Origin of the sequence: Sphingomonas sp. CCH5-D11 (assembly GCF_001557395.1) — a bacterium.
Classification (GTDB): Bacteria; Pseudomonadota; Alphaproteobacteria; order Sphingomonadales; family Sphingomonadaceae; genus Sphingomonas.
The window spans coordinates 1-18,627 of the sequence record NZ_LSKH01000094.1; the positions used below are offsets into that span (position 1 = coordinate 1).

The following is an 18,627-nucleotide window of genomic DNA, read 5'->3' on the forward strand; positions in this document are numbered from 1 at the left end:
GCGGTGGACGTTACCGGCTGGCTGGGCGGATATAACTTTCAATGGGCCTGGGCGAGCGGCTGGGCGGCGGGGCAGGCGGTGTAGCGGGATACTCGGGAGAGGATTGCTGATTTCCGGATAACCGCGATCGGGAGGTTAGCTGCCCGTCCCCGTTGAGCGGCGAACGAGAAAGCGCAGGCCGCCACCAACCACGTAGCCCGCGCTCGCACCGAGGCTGGGCCACAGGGGTCCAAACATGAAATCCAGCGCGCTGGTCGAACGCAAACTTTCAGGATGCTGCCATTGCCAGAAGGCGACGTAAGCGATCATGGCGATAGGGACGATCCATAGGATGGTGCAGCCAACGCGCCCGTTCGGCGAGAAAAGCCCGATCAGCAACCCGACAACAACCCCGGCAATGAGCATGGCTTCTATAGTCATAGCTGTAGCGTAGCACGTTCTTCTTCGTCCGCTATTGGGCGACTTCTGCCACTCTCTCCATCGTCATCCCCGTGGAGGCGGGGACCCATAAACTTTGGGCCTCACGAGAGAAGCGGGCGCTGCGTTTTCGGATTCCCGCCTTCGCGGGAATGACGGGGATTGGGCGCCGCCAGCGCTATGTCTCGCGGCGTGGGCGGGCCGATCCCGCCCGCCCGTCAGTTCGCCGCTGGTACCGCCAGCAGGTTCGCGACCTTTGCCTTGAACGCGCGCAGTTTCTGGCCGGAGAGCGTCGCGACGCTCGACAGGGAGATGGAACGCGGGTTTACCGTCTTGCCGTTCTTCCACACTTCCCAATGGAGGTGCGGGCCGGTGGACAGGCCGGTGGAGCCGACATAGCCGATCACCTGGCCGCGCGACACCGACTGGCCGGGGCGCACGGCGATGCGGCTCATATGGCCATAGCCGCTCGAGACGCCGCCCGAGTGATTGAGCTTCACGAAATTGCCGTAGCCGCGGTTGCGGCCGGCCATCACCACGCGGCCCTCAATGGGAGCGTAGATCGGCGAGCCGTGTGGGGCGGCGAGATCCATCCCCTTGTGCATGCGCAGGAAGCCGAGCAGCGGATGGCGGCGCATGCCGTAAGTGGAGGAGACGCGACCGGCGACCGGCATGCCCATGAAGCCGCGGCGCTCGGCCTGGCCATTGGCATCCCAGAACTGGCCGCCATTGCCGTCGCCATCCTCCCAGCGAACGAGGCGCAGCTTCTTTCGGCCCTGATCCAGACCGGCATATTGCAGCTGGCCAACCTGAACCTCTCCCGTCGCGGCGCGGGCGTGATCGGCGATGATGTCGAACCGGTCGCTCGCGTCGATCGCGCCGATCGAGGTGCGGGCGGCGATGGTCTTGATATAGGCTTCCACCAGCTTGGCGGGGGCGCCGGCGGCGCGGGCCGAGCGGTAAAGGCTGGAGCCGACCAGCCCCTGGATGCGCAGCGGCGTGCGATCAATGGCGATCGGGCGCCGCTCCAGCGTCAGCCCGTCACCCTGGCGATGCACGGCGAGGTTGAGATCGAAGCGCGCGCGAAAGGCGATCTTTTCCAGCGGCCGGGCGGCGCGGCGATCGTGCCGACGGCCGAGCGTCAGGTCGAGCACGGTGCCCGGCTTCAGATCGCCCAGCGCCACCTCGCCCGCGACCAGATCCGCGACGCGCGCCGCATCGCTACGGCCGACACCGGCGCGTTGCAGCGCCGCGCCGAAGCTGTCGCCGCTGCCCAGCGTTGCGGTGAGTTCGATGATCGGGCGCTCCGGCGTCTCGGCCAGTGGACGGACCAGATCGTTGGCGGCCATGCGTCGGCCGGTGGAAGCGCCAAGGCCGAGCGGGGCGATGGAGAGCGTGCGCGCTTCCTCCCGCTCCGCCGAGGTCATGGTGGTGGTAATGAAGCCGGGGATCGGCTGAATGCCCGGCGCGGTCAGCAATGCGGCGGCGATCAGGCCGGTGCACGTGGCAAGCCCGCGCCACCAGGTGCCGCTGCCGATGCGGGCGCCGAGATCGGGAACCCACTCCACCTCGTGAAGCGTGCTGCGCAGATGATCGCGCCAGGACAGGTCGCGCGTCGGCGCGACGGCACGGCCGAACCCGCGCGCACCCGCGCCACCGGCCAGTTCCAACCCAGGCTGCTCTCGCAAGAACACGGCGAGTATGAGCGCTCCCAAACGCAACAATTCGCCGATCCACCCCCGGCGCAGGCCCGAGCGTTGTGGCGGCAAGACCCTAAAGTCAAATTAACCCGGCGGCTTAGCGGCCGCGTTGCGCCGAACCGTTCGGCACCTGCGCCGGAAGGGAACGGTTGATTCGCGGCGGCTGTCGCCCGATGTTGTCCCCACCATGGCTCGCCACGACAACGCCCGCGTCACAGCGGTTCTGGGGCCGACCAATACCGGCAAGACCCACCTCGCGGTCGAGCGGATGGTCGCGCATTCATCGGGAATGATCGGCTTTCCCCTGCGGCTGCTGGCACGGGAGGTCTATGATCGCGTGGTGGCCATGAAGGGCGCGGACCGCGTCGCGCTGATCACCGGCGAGGAGCGGATCGTTCCGAAGGACGCGCGCTGGTTCCTGTGCACGGCCGAAAGCATGCCGGTGGATCGCGACGTCGCCTTTGTCGGGATCGACGAGGCGCAGCTTGGCGCGGATGCCGAGCGGGGGCACGTGTTCACCGACCGGCTGCTGCACGCGCGCGGGCGCGAGGAAACCATGATCCTCGGCTCGGCCGCGCTGAAGCCGGTGGTCCGATCCCTGGTGCCGGGCGTGGAGATCGTGGAGCGACCGCGCTTTTCCGACCTTTCCTATGCCGGGGCGAAGAAGATCAGCCGGCTGCCGCGGCGATCGGCGATCGTCGCCTTTAGCGCCGAGGAGGTCTATGCCGTCGCCGAGATGCTACGCCGGCTGCGCGGCGGGGCGGCGGTGGTGATGGGCGCGCTTTCCCCGCGCACCCGCAACGCGCAGGTCGCGATGTTTCAGGCGGGCGAGGTGGATTACCTGGTCGCGACCGATGCGATCGGCATGGGCCTCAACATGGATGTGGCGCATGTGGCGTTCGCCGGGCTGCACAAGTTCGACGGACGGCGCCGGCGGCGGCTGACCATTTCCGAAATGGCGCAGATCGCCGGGCGCGCGGGGCGGCACCAGCGCGACGGCACGTTCGGAGCCGTGGCGGAGGAGGGGCCGGAAGCGTTCCTGCCCGAGGAGGTGCTGGCGATCGAGGCGCATCGCTTCCCCGCGCTGGACTGGATGTTCTGGCGCGATGGCGATCCTGACCTGTCGAGCATCGATTCGCTGCTCGCCTCACTCAGCGCGCCGCCGCAGCATGAGACGCTTCGCGCCGCGCCCGAATCGGTCGACCTTGCCGTGCTGCGCCGGCTGGCCGAGGATCCGACGATCCGGGCACAGGCGCGCGGGCAGGTGGATCGCCTGTGGGCGGTATGCGGCATTCCCGATTTCCAAAAGCTGGGCGTGGAGCCGCATGCCCGCTTCGTTGCCCGCGTGTTCGGGCATCTTTCCGAAGGATATCTGCCGCACCAATGGTTTGCCGACGAAGTGGCGCGGCTCGATCGGGTGGACGGCGATGTGGAGATCATCGCCGGCCGCGTCGCCGCGATCCGTACCTGGGCCTATATCGCGCAGCGGGGTGACTGGCTGGCCGATCCGCAGCATTGGGCGGCGCGCACCATGGCGGTGGAGGAGCGGCTGTCCGATGCGCTGCACACCAGCCTGACGCAGCGCTTCGTAGACAAGCGAACCAGCGTGCTGATGAAACAGATCGGAGCTGGCGCGGGCGCGCTGCCGGTGGAGATCGGCGCCGAGGGCGAAGTGACGATCGACACGCACTCGATCGGGCATCTCCAGGGCTTTCGCTTCGTCGTGGCGCCCGATGCGCGCGCGTCGGACAAGCGCCTGTTGCTGGCGACGGCGGAAAAGCAGCTGACGCGCGAGCGTGCGGCGCGTGGCCAGGCGCTGAGCCAGGCGGAGAATGCGGCCTTCGCGCTGACCGACGGCGGTACCGTCATTTGGCAGGACCATCCGGTCGCGCGGCTGGTGCGCGGGCGATCGCTGGCGCGGCCGGCCGTTCAGCTGGACGAGGCGCTCGATTGCCTCGACCCCGCGCTGCGCCGCTCGGTGACTGCGCGAATCCAGGCATGGGTGGATGATGCCGTGAAGGCACAGCTTCCCGTACTGGCGACGCTGGCCGAGATGGCGCGCGATGCGGCGGCCACGCCCGCGCTGCGCAGTGTCGCCGCCGCGATCGAGGCTGGCGGCGGGCTGGCGCAGCGGCTGCCGGTGCGCGGCGCGGTGGAGGCGCTGACGCCGCATGACCGGCATCGGCTGCGCAAGGCAGGCGTGACGATCGGCGCGCTTGACCTGTTCGATCCCCGATTGCTGAAGCAGCGCGCGCGACCGTGGCGCGAGGCGGTGCTGGCGGCGGCGGGCGCGCAGGTGCCCGATGCGCCGCGCGAGGGAGCGACGGTGCTGCCGCGGGGCGCGCGCGGTGCGACGCTTGCCGCCGGCTTTCGCCCGCTGGGGGCACAGGCGGTGCGCGTCGACCTGGTGGAGCGGATCGCGCGATCGGCGCATGATGCCCGCCCCAAGGGCCAAGGTGCGCGTGCGCCCTTCCTGCCCGATCCGGCGCTCGCCACCTCCATCGGGCTGGAGCCGGGGACGGTTGCGCGGCTGATGGTGGAACTGGGTTTCCGCCCCGCTACGGAAGGCCGCTGGGCATGGCGCGGGCGACCGGCGGCCAAGGTGGCGCGGCCGCGACCCGACAACGCCTTTGCCGCGCTGGCGGAGCTGGCCTTTGACTGACGCGAGCATGCGCCTGGACCGCTTCTTGTGGTTCACGCGACTCGCCAAAACGCGCGAGGTGGCGCAGGCAATGGCGGTGGACGGGCGGCTGCGCATCAACGGGCGGCCCGTCGACCGGGCCCATGCGCCGGTGCGAATCGGCAATGTGCTGACCTTCTTCAAGGCGGGATCGGTGCACGTCCTGCGCGTCGAGGCCCTGCCGCAGCGCCGCGGACCTGCGCCCGAGGCGCGGCTGTGCTATCGTGATCTGGAAGCAGGCGCGGTCGCCGCGAACGAATCGCAGAAGAGCGACGGCGATTGACGCTGGCAGGCGGCCCGAATAGCAGCGGCCCCCAGTCTGCCGATCGAAGGAGTTTTGCCGGCCATGACCTATGTCGTCACCGACGCGTGCATCCGTTGCAAATATATGGATTGCGTCGAGGTGTGTCCGGTCGACTGCTTCTATGAGGGCGAGAACATGCTCGTCATCAATCCAAGCGAATGCATCGATTGCGGCGTGTGCGAGCCCGAATGCCCGGCCGAGGCGATCCTGCCCGATACGGAAAACGGTCTGGAACAGTGGCTGGAACTGAACGCCACCTTCTCCGGTCAGTGGCCCAATGTCACGCGCAAGCTCGATCAGACGCCGGCCGATGCCGACGAGCACAAGGGCGAGGAAGGGAAGTACGACAAGTATTTCTCCGCCGAACCCGGCACCGGGGATTGAGCGGCGGCTGCCCGGCAACCTCATTTCCATAGGTAAAGCCCGCCATTGATCGACGGGCCGCGCAGTGCCAGCCTGATGGCTGATACATGTCGATCCCGCCGGCCGATCCAGCCGAGTGAACCACATGGTCCATGCACGACCATGGGAAAGCGCAGATATGCCAGCGATACTGACTCATCTGCGCTGGTAATATTGTTGCAACTCTGCTATATACTCCCGTGACGGACGCATTGACCTAGCGCGTCCGCTGGAGACGCTAACCCTTCACGTCATGATGGATGGGCTCAGGCGGGCGGAAACGTCCGTATGGTTGTGCCGATGGCGTGATTCAACCCGGAGGATCCGGTTCCTATGGCTGCCAAGGCGCTGCATTTCGACGTCGGAGATTATGTTGTTTACCCGAAGCACGGTGTCGGCCGTGTGATCGAGCTGCAGAAACAGGAAATTGCCGGCATGCAGCTCGAACTGTACGTGCTGCGCTTCGAAAAGGAAAAAATGACGCTTCGCGTGCCGACCAACAAGGCCGAGAGCGTGGGGATGCGCAAGCTGTCGTCGGACAAGACGATGCGCGAAGCGATGGAAACGCTGAAGGGCAAGCCTAAGGTCAAGCGCACCATGTGGTCGCGCCGCGCGCAGGAATATGAAGCGAAGATCAACTCGGGCGACCTCGTGTCGATCGCCGAAGTGGTCCGCGACCTGTTCCGTGCCGATGACCAGCCCGAGCAGAGCTATTCCGAGCGGCAGATCTTCGAGGGGGCTTGCAGCCGTCTCGCCCGTGAGCTTGCCGCGATGGAGCAGATCGACGAGCCGGCCGCGCAGGAGAAGATCCTCGAGATCCTCCGCCAGGCTGCGGCGATCTACAACAAGGACAAGGTGCCGGCCTGATGCCGCGCGGGGCTTCTGGCTCCTGCACCTGATCGTCTGATCGAAAAGGGGCGGTCCCGCTGGGGCCGCCCCTTTTTCGTGCCCGTCGCCTTCTTGTGTTTACATCTGTAGTTCGCAAGGTGTATTAGGCGACAAATACACCAGGGAGATGATCATGCGTCCGACGGCCTATCTGCTCACCCTCATGCTTGGCGTCGCGGCGACGAGCGCCCAGGCAGAAGAAATCGCCGGGCAGCGGGAGGGGGATGCGCTGATCTATCGTGTTGGCGATTTCGACAGTGTCGGGCTTGGCACCTCGGCCACGGTGGACGTGCGGGTCGGCCCATCCTGGTCGGTGCGTGTCAACGGGCCGGCAGAGGCGGTGGCGCGCCTGAAGATCGATCGCGAAGGGCGAGCGCTCAGCATTCGCCCGCGCAACAATTGGCGCAACAACCGTTCGGCGGCGGATCAGCAGGTCCGCGTCAGCATCACCATGCCCCGACTGGCGAGTGCCAGCATCGGGGGCTCCGGCCGGATGACGGTGGACCGGGTGACGGGTGAGAGCCTGCGCGCCAGCGTGGGCGGATCGGGCAGCCTGTCGCTCGGCACGGTGGCAGTCGGCGACCTGGCGGTATCGATCGGCGGATCGGGCGACATTTCAGCCGCGGGCCGCGCCGAGCGCCTGACAGTGCGCAATAGCGGATCCGGCAGGTTCGCCGCGCCTGATCTCCGGGCAAGGAGCGCCACCGTCTCCGCCGCCGGATCGGGCCGCGTGCGCGCCCTGGTCGATGGCCCCGCCACCGTGTCGCTGGCCGGCAGTGGGGTGGTCGATCTGGGCAAGGGCGCGCGCTGCACCGTGCGGCGTGCAGGAAGCGGCCGGGCGATCTGCGGCGGCTGAGACTTGCCGAACGCCGCCGCGTGTATTAGTGTAGCAATACACAGGAGGATGTTATGCGCGGTTCGGCTTTGGCTCTCTTGATCCCGTTGGCGGCATGTGGCGTCTGGTCGGGCGATGACGATACGCCCGGCGTTGCCGGCACCGGCAGCGGAAACGAGCGCAGCTATGCCGTCGCTGACTTTTCCAGCATCGACCAGCGCGGGCCTGACGACGTGGACGTTCGCGTCGGAACCGGATTCTCCGTGCGGGCGGAGGGCGAGCCCGACGTGCTTTCGCGCGTGAAGATCGCCAAGGATGGCGACCGCCTGCTGATCACCCGGCAGGGCAGCGGGATCAACTGGAGCTCGGGCTCGGTAAAGATCTACGTTACCATGCCGCGTATCGAGGCGGCTCGGCTGGCAGGATCGGGCGACATTGCGGTGGACCGGATCGAGGGCGCCAAGTTCGACGGCAGCATCGCGGGCTCGGGCACGCTGGACCTCGGCCGAGTGGGCGTCGACCAGCTTGAACTTTCGATCGCCGGCTCTGGCAGTGCGAAGGCGGCCGGCGAGGCAGACGCGCTGGCGGTGAACATCGCGGGCTCTGGCGACGTGGAGGCGGCGGGGCTGCGTGCCGCCAGTGCCGATGTGAACATCGCGGGAGCTGGCAACGTCCGCGCGGTGGTGAACGGACCCGCCAAAGTGGCCATCATGGGAGCGGGCGATGTTGACCTCGGCCCGCAGGCGAAGTGCGAGATCACCAAGGTCGGCGCTGGCGACGTGCGCTGCGGCGGCTGAGCCCTTGCGCGCGGCTGGTGGTTGGTGCGACTGGCCGCGCCATGATCGCGCGCTTTTTATGTCTTCCGCTGCTCCTGGCGGCTGTGCCAGCGGCAGCGGCGGATCGGGTCGTCTCCGTCGGCAGTTTCGAGCGGGTACGCGTTGACGGCCCCTTTGAGGTGCGGATCGTCACCGGCGCTTCGCCGGGCGCGACGATCAAGGGCGATCGCGACCTGATCGAGCGGGTTGCGATCGCGGTGAATGGCGCGACCCTAACCGTTCGGATGGGCTCGGGCGGTTGGGGCGAGCGATTCGCCAACGCCAATGCCGCGGCGGCGATCATCACCCTTTCCACGCCGCGCCTGGGCAATCTGGCAGTGGCCGCCGGGGCGCGCACCACCGTCAATCGCATGGCCGGGCAGCAGGTGGCGGTCGCCGTTCATGGTGCCGGCAGCCTGACGATCGACCGGATCGAGGCCGATCAGTTCACCGCATCGCTGCTGGGCTCCGGGGCGCTGACGGTCGCCGGGCAGGCGAATCGGGCGCGGCTGAGCAGCGACGGAACCGGCACCATCGACGCGGCCAAACTGGCGGTGAAAGATTTGACGGTACAGCTGAACGGCCTGGGTGAAACCACGGCAATGGCGCGTCAAACCGCGCAGGTGAGCACGACCGGGTTGGGCAGGGTCATCATCACCGGGCCGGCGAAATGTACCGTGCGCGCGGCGGCGGGCGGGCCAGTGGTCTGCGGGACGCGCAAATAGCCACAGCCGCCCGATCGGGCGGGGCTGATGCCGTTCCGCGTGAAGCGCCTGCGTTCGTCAGGCCGATTCAGCGGACCGTGACTGAGCACGAATCACCGTCGGCGCCGACGCAAGGGAGCAATCCGATACCGTCGGCGAACGCAGTTCGTGCGCGTTCGCCGATCACGTCGGATTACTTGATCTTTGCTTCCTTGAACTCGACGTGCTTGCGCACGACGGGATCATACTTGTTGAAGCTCAGCTTTTCCGTCTTGGTACGGGGGTTCTTCTTGGTGACATAGAAGAAGCCGGTGTCAGCCGAGCTGACGAGCTTGATCTTGACGGTGGTCGGCTTTGCCATGACCCGCGAATCCTGTTCTTGAAGCGAAACAAAAAATAGCGGCGAGCGTGGGCGCGCCGCTTTCAGAGGCGGGCGCATGCAGGATCATCGTCGGAAAGTCAAGCCGAGGGCGGCTTTAACGGCGCCTTCATGCCGATCCCGCACGAGCGAACCGACGCCCGAGTAGCCCGTGCCGCATGGCGTCTGCATAAGGGGATTATGCGTGAGCAACAACAAGGCAGGGATGTGCTCGCCGCGCTGCGGGCGGCGGGCCGCGCACGCCGGATCTGATCGGCGCCCATGGACGCGCTGATGGCAGCCCTGGTGCTGGGCGCGATATGCCAGGCCGGCGACAAAACGCCGTGGCTGGCGTCGATTCTCGCCGATCGATTTCGCGTACCGGCGGTCGTGATCGGCGCTACCGCCGTCGCGCTCGCCGGGAATTACGCGCTGGGTGTGGTGGGGGCGATTATCCTTGCCCCGCTGTTGTCCCAGGAAGCGCGCCTGCTGCTACTGGCGCTCGCCCTTGTGCTGGCCGCGCTGAGCACCACCATCCGCTCCCGATCGCCGGATCGGCTGGAGGGATGGCGCCTGGGAGCACCGGGCACGAGCACGCTCGGCCTGGCGATCATGATCTTCGGCGATCGGATGCAGTTCATCGTCCTGGCGCTCGCCGTGCGGAGCGAGCTGCCCTGGCTGGCGGCGGTCGGCGGGACGATCGGCGCGCTGGCGATCACCATCCCCGCGACGCTGATGGGGGAACGCCAATGGCTTGCGCTGCCGCAGCGCGCGATCCGCCTTGTCTCCGCGTTGGTGCTGGGCGTGGCGGGGATCGTCATCGGCCTGTCGGCGGTGCGGCTGATCTGAGGCAAATATGGGCGGGAGGTCGGATGCGTCGGGAGCGATTCCGCGATCGAACCGTTAACGCAACGAAGCCTAATTTCTGGAGCGCCCAACCGTGTCCGATATTGCCCCCGACCTGAAGACCCCGTCCGATCTGCGCCGCAACGACACCCGATCGGTTGCCGACGCGCTGAACGCCGCGCTGGCGGATTGCTATGCGCTGTACCTCAAGACCAAGAACTTCCACTGGCATGTCTCAGGCCCGCATTTCCGGGATTATCACCTGTTGCTGGACGATCAGGCGACGCAGATCCTGGGTGTGACCGACGCCATCGCGGAGCGTGTGCGCAAGACGGGCAATGTGACGCTGCGTTCGATCGGAGACATTTCGCGGCGCCAGACGATCACCGACAATGATCGCGAGTTCGTCCCGGCGGACGAGATGCTGAGTGAATTGCGTGATGATAATCTGAAGCTCGTGGAAAGTTTCCGCGTGGTGAAGGACGCCGCCGACGCGGCGAAGGACAATGCCACCAGCGGCATCGTGGACGAATGGACCGATCAGGCGGAGGAGCGTGCCTGGTTCCTGTTCGAGGCGAGCCGCAAGGCCTGAGGCGCGCCCGATATGCTCAGCGGCTGGCGCCGGGCGCCGGCCGCTGCGTGCCGTGCAGCCGAAGCAGCCAAATGTCCGGTGGCGCGCCCAGCCGCAGCGGCAACATGCTGGTGCCGAGGCCGGCACCGATCACCACCGTTCGCCGCCCCTCGCGGATGATCCCGCAGGCGTAGCGACGGCCATGGCGCGCCGGTATCCATAAGGCGCCAACCAGCGGCAGGACCACCTGGCCGCAATGGGTGTGCCCGGCGAGCAGCAACGATATGTCAGCGGGCATTTCCGGTGCGAGATCCGGGGAGTGCGTAAGGAGCAGGCGCGCGCCGGGAAGCGCGCGTAGCTGTCGCGCCGTTTCCGCCAATCGATCATGGCCGCTATAGTCGTCGCCCACGCCGCCTACCGCCAAAGGCCCGCGGCGCACCGCGACATTTTCCAGCACGGTGACACCAGCGCTGCGAAGCGCGGCCGTCACGCCGGCCGGATCGCTGTCATTATCGTGATTACCGAGTACGGCGATCGTCCCGAGCGGCGGGCGGAGCCGGCGGAAGGCCCGGGTGAGCGCCGGCGCCGCCGCGTGCGCCGTTTGCGCATCATGCCCATGGATGAAGTCACCGGCGATCAGCGCGAGGTCCGGGCGTTCGGCCGCGATCTGATCCATCACCCGCACGAGCCGCGCGGGCGACATGGCGCCGCCACCGACATGGATGTCGCTCGCCAGCGCCACCGTGATCGGCGGCGCGCCGGCGGGCCAATCGGGAAGCGCGATCGAGCCGCGCCGCACCACGGCAGGGCCATGCGCCTCGCGCCAGGCATAGACGATCAGCCCGGCGCCGGCGATAGCGATCAGCAACAGGATCAGGAGCGTGGTGCGGAGCGCGCGAGTCATCAATGCTCGCTAGCCGGAGCGCATCGGCCACGCCAAGCGTTGCACCATCCATGCACGCCTTCGCGCAGCTACTCGACTCGCTGATCTACACCCGCTCGCGCAACGCGAAGCTAAAGCTCATCGGAGACTATCTCCGCACCACGCCCGATCCCGACCGCGGCTGGGCGATGGCGGCGCTCACGGGCGACCTCGACATTGCCGGGGTGAAGCCGGCGGTGATCCGGGGGCTGATCGAGGAACGGGTCGATCCCGTGCTGTATCGCATGAGCCGCGACTTCGTGGGCGATTCGGCGGAAACCATCGCCCTGCTGTGGCCGGCGCCCGATCTCCCGGACAAGCCCGAGCCGCTGTCGGTGGCGAGGGTGATCGACCGGCTGATGCACCTGTCGCGCAGCGAGGCGCCGGGCGCGCTGGCGCAGATGCTGGACGTACTGGATGCCGAGGAGCGCTTTGCGCTGCTGAAGATGGCGACTGGTGCGCTGCGCGTCGGTGTCTCGGCGCGGCTTGCCAAACAGGCGCTGGCGGATACGTTCGGCATCGACGTGGATGCGGTGGAGGAGGTGTGGCACGGGATCGAGCCGCCCTACGCCAGCCTGTTCGCCTGGGCCGAGGGGCGCGGCGAGCAGCCGACGGCGGACAATGTGCCGGTGTTCCGCCCCTTCATGCTGGCGCATCCGCTGGAGGACCTGCGCGTCGACCTTTCCGATTATGCCGCGGAATGGAAATGGGACGGCATCCGGGTGCAGATCGTTCATCTGGCCGGCGAGACGCGGCTTTACAGCCGCACCGGCGATGATGTGACCCGCGCCTTTCCCGACGTCGCATCCGCCTTCGCCGAACATGGCGTGGTGGATGGCGAGCTACTGGTGCGCGGCGAGGCGCAGGGCGGCACGCTGGAGGAAGGCGGCGGCGCCGCGAGCTTCAACGCGCTGCAGCAGCGGCTGGGCCGCAAGGTGGTTTCGCCCAAGATGCTGGACGAGGCGCCCGCTTTCGTTCGCCTGTACGACATATTGTTCGACGGGGCGGAGGATTTGCGCGCTTTGCCGTGGCATGAGCGCCGGGCGCGGCTGGAGCTCTTCGCCGAGCGGCTGAACCCGGACCGCTTCGACGTCAGCGCGCTGATCGAGGCAGAGGATTTCACCGAGCTTGAAGGCATCCGTGCCGGCGCGCGCGATGCGGCGATCGAAGGCGTGATGCTGAAGCGGCGGGACGCGCCCTATGTACCCGGTCGGCGCGCTGGCCTGTGGTACAAGTGGAAGCGCGATCCGCTGACCGCCGATTGCGTGATGATGTATGCGCAGCGCGGCAACGGGCGGCGATCGTCCTTTTACAGCGATTATACGTTCGGGTGCTGGACCGAGGACGGCGAGCTGCTGCCGGTGGGCAAGGCCTATTCCGGCATCACTGACGAGGAGCTGCGGCAACTCGACAAGTTCGTGCGGACGCACACGCTCAACCGCTTTGGCCCGGTACGCGAGGTTGAAAAGACGCTGGTGCTGGAAGTGGCGTTCGATTCGATCCATGCGTCCAAGCGGCACAAGTCGGGCGTGGCGATGCGCTTTCCCCGGATCTCGCGCATCCGGACGGACAAGCCGGCGGCGGAGGCGGATACGCTGGCAGCGTTGCAGCGGCTGGTGACCTGATCCGGCGCGTGGGCGGATTAGCCGCGGGTCAGTTGCGGTGCGAGGCGGCGGACATCGAGATTGTCGACTTCCGCGATCAGCACCGTGCCGAGCCGCCAGTCCCCGGTAGCCACCAAAAGCCCCTCGCGCGTGGCGCGCACATCGCCCCAGACGATCTCGCGCGCGGCCGCGTCGGCGCGGCGCATCTTGACGACCGCGACCCGCAGGCCTTCTCCGAAGACGAGCGCCGCCTGTCCATCGCGCCCAACCGCTGCCGAGAGCGGGACGAAGCCGGTGAGCGCTTCGCCGGCGGCCTGCATTGCCTCTTCGGGCGTATGGAGGCGACTGCCCCCGCCGCGTCGCAGCAGCCAGAAGGCCGCAGTGCCCAGCGCGATCACCGTGGCGAGCGCCGCGCCCGCCAGGATCCCGATCATTTGGGAGGCGCCACCGCGTCCATCAGCGGGCGCAGGCCCGTGATGTCATAGCCCGCACCGCGTGCGCTGGCAGTCAGCGCGTCCGCATCGCCGCCAAGCCCGGCCTGCGACAAGGCCCACAGGTTACAGGAGCGCGTGCCCGAGCGGCAATAGGCCAGCACCGGGCCGTTCGCGGCACCCAGCGCGTCGATCATCGCGGTTACCTGCGGCATCGAAAAACCGGCATGGGTGATCGGGATCGCGGTATAGGACAGGCCATGATCCTCCGCCGCGGCGCGGATCGCATCGCCGCCGGGCTGGCCATCTTCCTCGCCGTCCGGGCGATTGTTGACGATGGCGACGAACCCAGCCGCCTTGATCGCGGGGATATCTTCCGGGTCAATTTGCGGGGCGACGGAGATACGATCATCGATACGGCGAATGTCGAGCATGATGCGCAGATAGCGCAGGTTGGCGCGGGGGAGAACCGGTTCGCCGGCTGAATTTACCCTCCTCCGTAATTGCCGCAAAAGCGGCGAAACAGGGCCGCTGCGGTCGCCGCTCCTCCGGTGGACCTTCGCCTATGGTACGCGCCTGCGCGGGGATGACGCGCGATTTTGGGAGGGGCCTAGTTCTCGCGAATCACGCGGAGGAACGCCTCGCCATAGGCATCCAGCTTGCGCTGTCCGACTCCGGTGAGGTGCGCCATCGCGGACAGCGAGCCGGGGCGTCGCGCCGCCATTTCGCGCAGCACCGAATCATGGAAGATGACATAGGGCGGCACGCCGGCCTCCTGCGCCAGCTCCCGCCGCCGGGTGCGCAGCGCCTCGAACAGTGCATCGCCGACCGGATTGGGTGCCGCGTCGCCGCCGCGCCGCCGTCGTTCGCGCTTGGGCGGAACCACCAGCGAGAGCGTGTCCTCGCCTTTTATCAGCGCGCGGGCGGCAGGGCCGAACTCGAGCCCGCCGTGCGGATTGGTCCGCAGCGCGTCGCGCAGCAGGAGCGCGCGGCCGACCGGTTTCAGCAGCGCCGCTTCATCGCCCGATACGATGTTCCATACCGACAGCGCCTCATGTCCGTTCATCAGGCTGCGGTCGGAGGATTTTCCGGTCAGCACCGTTTCAATGTAGGTCGCACCGAAGCTTTGCCCCGTTCGGAATACGGCGGAGAGATATTTGCGTGCCGTCTCGGTCGCGTCGACCGCCGCGGGCGGCGACAGGCAATTGTCGCAATTGCCGCAGCGTTCGGGCGGATGCTCGCCGAAATGCGCCAGCAGGATGCGGCGGCGGCATCCCGCCGTCTCGACCAGCGCGCCCAGCGCATTGAGGCGGGCACGCTCGCCCGGCTGGCGCTGCGGATCCAGCTCGGCGATACGCTGGCGCGCGCGGGCGAAATCCTCCGCGCCCCAGAAGAGATGCGCGACGGAGGGATCGCCATCGCGCCCCGCACGGCCGGTTTCCTGATAATAGGCCTCGATCGACTTTGGCAGGCCGGCATGCGCCACGAACCGTACGTCCGGCTTGTCGATCCCCATGCCGAAGGCGACCGTGGCGACGATCACCATGTCCTCGCTTTCGACGAACTTCGCCTGGTTGCGGCGGCGGACCTCAGGGTCCAGCCCGGCGTGATAGGCGCGCACCGGGCGGCCAGTCGCGGTGCGCAGCGCGTCGGCCAGCTTCTCCGTTCCGGCGCGGGTCTGGGCATAGACGATGCCGGGGCCGGGCGTGTCGCGGATCAGATCCGCGATTTGCCGCGTCGTATTGTCGCGCGTGGAAATGGCATAGCGAATGTTTGGCCGATCGAAGCCGGCGACGATCATTCCGTCCGCGCCGATCCCGAGCTGTTCAAGAATGTCGGCGCGGGTGTGTTCGTCGGCAGTGGCGGTCAGCGCCAGCCGCGGCACATCGCCGTAGCGGTCGAGCAATGGTCGGAGCAGGCGATAATCGGGCCGGAAATCATGGCCCCATTCACTGACGCAGTGCGCCTCGTCGATGGCGAACAGCGCGACACGCCCTCGATCGAGCAACTCGCGGAAATCCGCGGTCGAGGCGCGTTCCGGCGCGACGTACAAGAGGTCCAGCGTGCCATCGAGAAAACGGCCGCGCGTCTCGGCCTTGTTCTCGTCGACGCTGGTGAGGGTGGCCGCCCGGATCCCCACCGCCTCTGCGGCGCGAAGCTGATCATGCATCAATGCGATTAGCGGCGACACGACGATGCAAGTGCCGTCCAGCATGGTGGCGGGAAGCTGATACGTCAGCGACTTGCCGGCGCCGGTCGGCATCACCGCGAGCGTCGATTGCCCGGCCAGCACCCGATCCACCACCTGGCGCTGCACACCGCGGAAATCGGGGAAACCAAACAGCTTCTGGAGGGCGGGAACGGGATCAACAGCCATTCCGCTTGGCTCTAGGCCCGCTGGATCGCAGCGGCAACCGGCGGAGTTCCGGTGCATCCGGCGCCGCGATCGGCTAGGATCATCCCATGAACAATGTACGAGACAATCGGGCCGAACAGGAATTCGAGCTGGACCTGGACGGCTATCGCGCGGTCGCCGCCTATCAGCGGGAAGGCGATCGGATCGTCTTCACCCATACGGTCGTCCCCAAGGAGATCGAGGGGCGAGGCGTCGGCTCCAAGCTGATCCGCGCGGCGTTGGACAGCGCGCGCGATCAGAAGCTGAAGGTGGTGGCGCAATGCCCGTTCGTGGCCGCGTTCATCGCCAAGCATCCGGCGTATCGCGACCTCCTCGCCTGACGTCCGCAGGGGTTACTCGGCGACCTCTTCCTCCGCCTCGCGCCGCTCGTTCGCCTGGCGGGCCCATAGTTCGGCATAGGTGCCGCCGGCGCGGAGCAGATCGTTGTGGGTGCCTTGCTCGACGACGCGGCCGGCCTCCAGCACGACGATCTTGTCCGCATGAACCACGGTGGACAGGCGATGGGCGATGACGATGGTGGTGCGGCCACGTTCGATCGCCTCCAGCGTCGCCATGATGTCCGCTTCCGTCCGGCTGTCGAGCGCGCTCGTCGCCTCGTCTAGGATCAGCACCGGCGGATTCTTGAGCAGGGTACGCGCGATCGCCACGCGCTGCTTTTCGCCACCCGACAGCTTCAAGCCGCGTTCGCCGACGCGGGTGTCATAACCGTCGGGCTGCGCCTCGATGAAGCCGGCGATCGCCGCGCCGCGCGCCGCCGCGCGGATCTCGGCCTCGCCGGCACCTTCGCGACCGTAGGCAATATTGTAGCCGATCGTATCATTGAACAGCACCGTATCCTGCGGCACGATGCCAATCGCAGCGCGCAGTGACGCCTGGGATACGGCGGCGATATCCTGGCCGTCGATCGTGATCCGCCCGCCGGTAAGATCGTAGAAGCGGTAGAGCAGCCGCGCGAGCGTGGACTTGCCCGCGCCCGATGGGCCGACCACTGCCACCGTCGCGCCGGCGGGGATATCAAGGTCGATCCCCTTCAATATGTCGCGCTCAGGCTCATAGCCGAAGCGCACATTCTCGAAGCGGACGTGCCCGCTGCTGACCTCGATCGCCCGCGCGCCGGGCGCGTCGACCACTTCGGATGGCGTGTCGACGAGATCGAACATGGACCCCATGTCGATCACGCCTTGGCGGATCGTGCGATAGACCATGCCGAGGAGGTCAAGCGGGCGGAAGAGCTGCGAGAGCAGGGTCGACACCAGCACCACGTCACCCGCCGAAAAGCGGCCCTGCGCCCAGCCCCAGACGACGAACGCCATGCCGGCGCCCAGCATCAGGTTGGTGATCGCCGCCTGGCCGATGTTCAGCCAGGCCAGGCTGTTTTCCGACTTCACTGCTGCCCGGGAATAAGCGGACATGGCTGCATCGTAGCGCCGTGCCTCGCGTTCCTCGGCGCCAAAATACTTCACGGTCTCGAAGTTCAGCAGCGAATCCACGGCATGGGCTACCGCGCCGGCGTCGAGATCGTTCATCCGTTCGCGCAAGCTCGCGCGCCAGTCCGTCACCATCCGGGTAAACCAGATGTAGACGGCAACCATCAAGACCGTAGCCGCGACCAGCGGCCAGCCGAACTTCACCCAGAAGATGCCGAGTACCAGGCTGAGCTCGAGCACCGTCGGCGCGATGTTGAAGAGGAGGAAATAGAGCATCGTGTCGATGCTCTTGGTGCCGCGCTCGACCACCTTGGTGACCGCGCCGGTGCGCCGTTCCAGGTGAAAGCGGAGCGACAGGTCATGCAGGTGGCGGAACACCTGGGCAGCAAGGCGGCGCGTCGCCTCCTGCCCGACCTTCTCGAACACCGTGTTGCGCAAATTGTCGAACAAGGTGGCGCCGAAGCGGCCGGCCGCATAGCCCAGCACCAGCAGAACCACGAGCGTGGTTGGCGAGCGCGGGATTGTCGCCATTCCGTCGACGGCGCCTTGCAGCGCGAAAGGCGCGCCATAAACCTGGACCAGCTTCGACACGATCACCAGCGCCATGGCGCCGACGACACGCAGCTTCATGCCCGGCGCATCGGCGGGCCAGAGATAGGGGAGAAATCGGCGAAGCGTCGGCCCAAGCGGGCGATCAACGCTGCGCCCGGTAGGATCGGACGGTGGCATTGCGACCTATGTCGGGGTGCGGTCGCGCCGGCGCAATGGGCAAGCGAACCGTCAAAAGAGCGTTAACGTCGGAACACCCGACGAAGCCAATGCGTTGAATAGGCAGAGTGGAGGCGGGAATGCAACCGATTTTCTTCGTGCTGGCGATCATGGGCTGCGGCGACGACCAGCAGGCGTGCGCTGAGGCGCGTGTTGAGCCGGTTCGCTACGCCACCGTGCAGCAATGCCAGGCTGATCTGCCGGCGGCATTGGCGCGCAATACCGACCTGTCGTTCCCGGTGATCAGTGCCGCTTGCCGTGCCAATGGGCCGCAGTGGGTGAGCAAAAGCGAGGGTTCGCCGCGCGGGTGAGTTCTCGCGGGGAGGCGCATATTAGCGCGGTGAATGCCGTAAGGTCGAGGCCGCTACAGCCATCTTGATCGTCATGCCGGGCTTGTCCCGGCATCCAGCGTTCGGCGCTGCCCACAGTCGCTGGGTAAGTGGAGGTCTGGATGCCGAGACGAGCCCGGCATGACGTCTTGCGCTAACCGCAGCATCATTCAGACCGTGTCACCCCGGACTTGATCCGGGGTCCATGGT

Annotated in this window: 21 protein-coding genes; 13 read left to right on the plus strand and 8 right to left on the minus strand. The window is 67.2% G+C overall.

Annotated features, from left to right (window positions below; all coding sequences use genetic code 11):
* Nucleotides 1–84: NAD(P)/FAD-dependent oxidoreductase (locus tag AX702_RS21540; protein ID WP_156455379.1), on the plus strand; the 84-nt coding region annotated here is incomplete at its 5' end.
* Nucleotides 85–135: 51 nt separating this feature from the next.
* Here the strand turns inward: AX702_RS21540 and AX702_RS06165 are convergent.
* Entirely contained in the window at nucleotides 136–420 is a 285-nt protein-coding gene (locus AX702_RS06165) for a hypothetical protein (protein ID WP_066777554.1), read from the minus strand.
* Nucleotides 421–635: 215 nt separating this feature from the next.
* On the minus strand, nucleotides 636–2,087 hold the full coding sequence (locus AX702_RS06170; RefSeq protein ID WP_331710381.1) for a M23 family metallopeptidase: 1,452 nt from the start codon (nucleotides 2,085–2,087) through the stop codon (nucleotides 636–638).
* A 217-nt stretch (nucleotides 2,088–2,304) separates the two neighbouring features.
* Between AX702_RS06170 and AX702_RS06175 the strand changes: the two genes are divergently transcribed.
* From AX702_RS06175 to AX702_RS06205, 7 genes are all read left to right on the plus strand, one after another.
* Nucleotides 2,305–4,779, plus strand: coding sequence for a helicase-related protein (locus AX702_RS06175; protein ID WP_066777561.1), 2,475 nt, complete (start codon nucleotides 2,305–2,307; stop codon nucleotides 4,777–4,779).
* On the plus strand, nucleotides 4,772–5,080 hold the full coding sequence (locus AX702_RS06180; RefSeq protein WP_443026285.1) for an RNA-binding S4 domain-containing protein: 309 nt from the start codon (nucleotides 4,772–4,774) through the stop codon (nucleotides 5,078–5,080). The genes AX702_RS06175 and AX702_RS06180 overlap by 8 nt, the downstream gene beginning before the upstream one ends.
* A 63-nt stretch (nucleotides 5,081–5,143) precedes the next feature.
* Nucleotides 5,144–5,485, plus strand: a complete 342-nt coding sequence (gene fdxA, locus AX702_RS06185; RefSeq protein ID WP_066777567.1) for a ferredoxin FdxA — start codon at nucleotides 5,144–5,146, stop codon at nucleotides 5,483–5,485.
* 351 nt (nucleotides 5,486–5,836) lie between these two features.
* Nucleotides 5,837–6,370: a CarD family transcriptional regulator gene (locus AX702_RS06190; RefSeq protein WP_066777570.1), complete on the plus strand. Its 534-nt coding sequence runs from the start codon at nucleotides 5,837–5,839 to the stop codon at nucleotides 6,368–6,370.
* Nucleotides 6,371–6,524: 154 nt separating this feature from the next.
* Nucleotides 6,525–7,247, plus strand: coding sequence for a GIN domain-containing protein (locus tag AX702_RS06195; RefSeq protein ID WP_197420507.1), 723 nt, complete (start codon nucleotides 6,525–6,527; stop codon nucleotides 7,245–7,247).
* A gap of 53 nt (nucleotides 7,248–7,300) precedes the next feature.
* The gene (locus tag AX702_RS06200; RefSeq protein WP_066777575.1) at nucleotides 7,301–8,023 is read left to right on the plus strand and encodes a head GIN domain-containing protein; all 723 of its coding nucleotides are present in this window, start codon (nucleotides 7,301–7,303) and stop codon (nucleotides 8,021–8,023) included.
* 17 nt (nucleotides 8,024–8,040) lie between these two features.
* Entirely contained in the window at nucleotides 8,041–8,766 is a 726-nt protein-coding gene (locus AX702_RS06205; RefSeq protein ID WP_156455378.1) for a GIN domain-containing protein, read from the plus strand.
* Nucleotides 8,767–8,938: 172 nt separating this feature from the next.
* Here AX702_RS06205 and rpmG read toward each other — a convergent pair whose 3' ends face one another.
* Nucleotides 8,939–9,106 carry a 50S ribosomal protein L33 gene (gene rpmG, locus AX702_RS06210; protein WP_007407030.1) on the minus strand — a complete coding sequence of 56 codons (168 nt, stop codon included), beginning with the start codon at nucleotides 9,104–9,106 and terminating at the stop codon, nucleotides 8,939–8,941.
* 291 nt (nucleotides 9,107–9,397) lie between these two features.
* On the opposite strand from rpmG, the gene AX702_RS06215 reads away from it, so the two are divergent.
* Together AX702_RS06215 and AX702_RS06220 are read left to right on the plus strand one after the other, a co-directional pair.
* Nucleotides 9,398–9,952: a TMEM165/GDT1 family protein gene (locus tag AX702_RS06215; RefSeq protein ID WP_231731749.1), complete on the plus strand. Its 555-nt coding sequence runs from the start codon at nucleotides 9,398–9,400 to the stop codon at nucleotides 9,950–9,952.
* 91 nt (nucleotides 9,953–10,043) lie between these two features.
* Nucleotides 10,044–10,541: a Dps family protein gene (locus tag AX702_RS06220; protein WP_066777590.1), complete on the plus strand. Its 498-nt coding sequence runs from the start codon at nucleotides 10,044–10,046 to the stop codon at nucleotides 10,539–10,541.
* A 16-nt stretch (nucleotides 10,542–10,557) separates the two neighbouring features.
* Here AX702_RS06220 and AX702_RS06225 read toward each other — a convergent pair whose 3' ends face one another.
* Nucleotides 10,558–11,424, minus strand: coding sequence for a metallophosphoesterase (locus tag AX702_RS06225; protein ID WP_066777593.1), 867 nt, complete (start codon nucleotides 11,422–11,424; stop codon nucleotides 10,558–10,560).
* Nucleotides 11,425–11,474: 50 nt separating this feature from the next.
* Between AX702_RS06225 and AX702_RS06230 the strand changes: the two genes are divergently transcribed.
* Nucleotides 11,475–13,067 (plus strand): cisplatin damage response ATP-dependent DNA ligase, encoded by a 1,593-nt coding sequence (locus tag AX702_RS06230; RefSeq protein ID WP_066777596.1) that lies wholly within the window; start codon nucleotides 11,475–11,477, stop codon nucleotides 13,065–13,067.
* A 17-nt stretch (nucleotides 13,068–13,084) separates the two neighbouring features.
* On the opposite strand, the gene AX702_RS06235 is transcribed toward AX702_RS06230, so the two are convergent.
* The 3 genes from AX702_RS06235 to recQ form a co-directional block, all read right to left on the minus strand.
* Nucleotides 13,085–13,480 carry a hypothetical protein gene (locus AX702_RS06235; protein ID WP_066777599.1) on the minus strand — a complete coding sequence of 132 codons (396 nt, stop codon included), beginning with the start codon at nucleotides 13,478–13,480 and terminating at the stop codon, nucleotides 13,085–13,087.
* Nucleotides 13,477–13,911 carry a TIGR01244 family sulfur transferase gene (locus AX702_RS06240; RefSeq protein ID WP_066777601.1) on the minus strand — a complete coding sequence of 145 codons (435 nt, stop codon included), beginning with the start codon at nucleotides 13,909–13,911 and terminating at the stop codon, nucleotides 13,477–13,479. The genes AX702_RS06235 and AX702_RS06240 overlap by 4 nt, the downstream gene beginning before the upstream one ends.
* A 176-nt stretch (nucleotides 13,912–14,087) precedes the next feature.
* A complete protein-coding gene (gene recQ, locus AX702_RS06245; RefSeq protein ID WP_066777603.1) occupies nucleotides 14,088–15,854 on the minus strand; it encodes a DNA helicase RecQ in 1,767 nt (588 codons plus the stop codon).
* A gap of 86 nt (nucleotides 15,855–15,940) precedes the next feature.
* Between recQ and AX702_RS06250 the strand changes: the two genes are divergently transcribed.
* Nucleotides 15,941–16,213: a GNAT family N-acetyltransferase gene (locus AX702_RS06250; RefSeq protein ID WP_066777604.1), complete on the plus strand. Its 273-nt coding sequence runs from the start codon at nucleotides 15,941–15,943 to the stop codon at nucleotides 16,211–16,213.
* Between the two features lie 12 nt (nucleotides 16,214–16,225).
* On the opposite strand, the gene AX702_RS06255 is transcribed toward AX702_RS06250, so the two are convergent.
* Entirely contained in the window at nucleotides 16,226–18,049 is a 1,824-nt protein-coding gene (locus AX702_RS06255) for an ABCB family ABC transporter ATP-binding protein/permease (protein WP_066777607.1), read from the minus strand.
* 119 nt (nucleotides 18,050–18,168) lie between these two features.
* On the opposite strand from AX702_RS06255, the gene AX702_RS06260 reads away from it, so the two are divergent.
* Nucleotides 18,169–18,399: a hypothetical protein gene (locus AX702_RS06260; RefSeq protein WP_066777612.1), complete on the plus strand. Its 231-nt coding sequence runs from the start codon at nucleotides 18,169–18,171 to the stop codon at nucleotides 18,397–18,399.
* Nucleotides 18,400–18,627: the final 228 nt, after the last annotated feature.

Coding starts and splice junctions, on each gene's coding strand:
- AX702_RS06260 (WP_066777612.1), top strand. CDS start 18,169: ATGCAACCGATTTTCTTCGTGCTGGCGATCATGGGCTGCGGCGACGAC.
- AX702_RS06225 (WP_066777593.1), bottom strand. CDS start 11,424: ATGACTCGCGCGCTCCGCACCACGCTCCTGATCCTGTTGCTGATCGCT.
- rpmG (WP_007407030.1), bottom strand. CDS start 9,106: ATGGCAAAGCCGACCACCGTCAAGATCAAGCTCGTCAGCTCGGCTGAC.
- AX702_RS06240 (WP_066777601.1), bottom strand. CDS start 13,911: ATGCTCGACATTCGCCGTATCGATGATCGTATCTCCGTCGCCCCGCAA.
- AX702_RS06190 (WP_066777570.1), top strand. CDS start 5,837: ATGGCTGCCAAGGCGCTGCATTTCGACGTCGGAGATTATGTTGTTTAC.
- AX702_RS06250 (WP_066777604.1), top strand. CDS start 15,941: ATGAACAATGTACGAGACAATCGGGCCGAACAGGAATTCGAGCTGGAC.
- AX702_RS06255 (WP_066777607.1), bottom strand. CDS start 18,049: ATGCCACCGTCCGATCCTACCGGGCGCAGCGTTGATCGCCCGCTTGGG.
- fdxA (WP_066777567.1), top strand. CDS start 5,144: ATGACCTATGTCGTCACCGACGCGTGCATCCGTTGCAAATATATGGAT.
- AX702_RS06215 (WP_231731749.1), top strand. CDS start 9,398: ATGGCAGCCCTGGTGCTGGGCGCGATATGCCAGGCCGGCGACAAAACG.
- recQ (WP_066777603.1), bottom strand. CDS start 15,854: ATGGCTGTTGATCCCGTTCCCGCCCTCCAGAAGCTGTTTGGTTTCCCC.
- AX702_RS06235 (WP_066777599.1), bottom strand. CDS start 13,480: ATGATCGGGATCCTGGCGGGCGCGGCGCTCGCCACGGTGATCGCGCTG.
- AX702_RS06230 (WP_066777596.1), top strand. CDS start 11,475: ATGCACGCCTTCGCGCAGCTACTCGACTCGCTGATCTACACCCGCTCG.
- AX702_RS06200 (WP_066777575.1), top strand. CDS start 7,301: ATGCGCGGTTCGGCTTTGGCTCTCTTGATCCCGTTGGCGGCATGTGGC.
- AX702_RS06195 (WP_197420507.1), top strand. CDS start 6,525: ATGCGTCCGACGGCCTATCTGCTCACCCTCATGCTTGGCGTCGCGGCG.
- AX702_RS06165 (WP_066777554.1), bottom strand. CDS start 420: ATGACTATAGAAGCCATGCTCATTGCCGGGGTTGTTGTCGGGTTGCTG.
- AX702_RS06175 (WP_066777561.1), top strand. CDS start 2,305: ATGGCTCGCCACGACAACGCCCGCGTCACAGCGGTTCTGGGGCCGACC.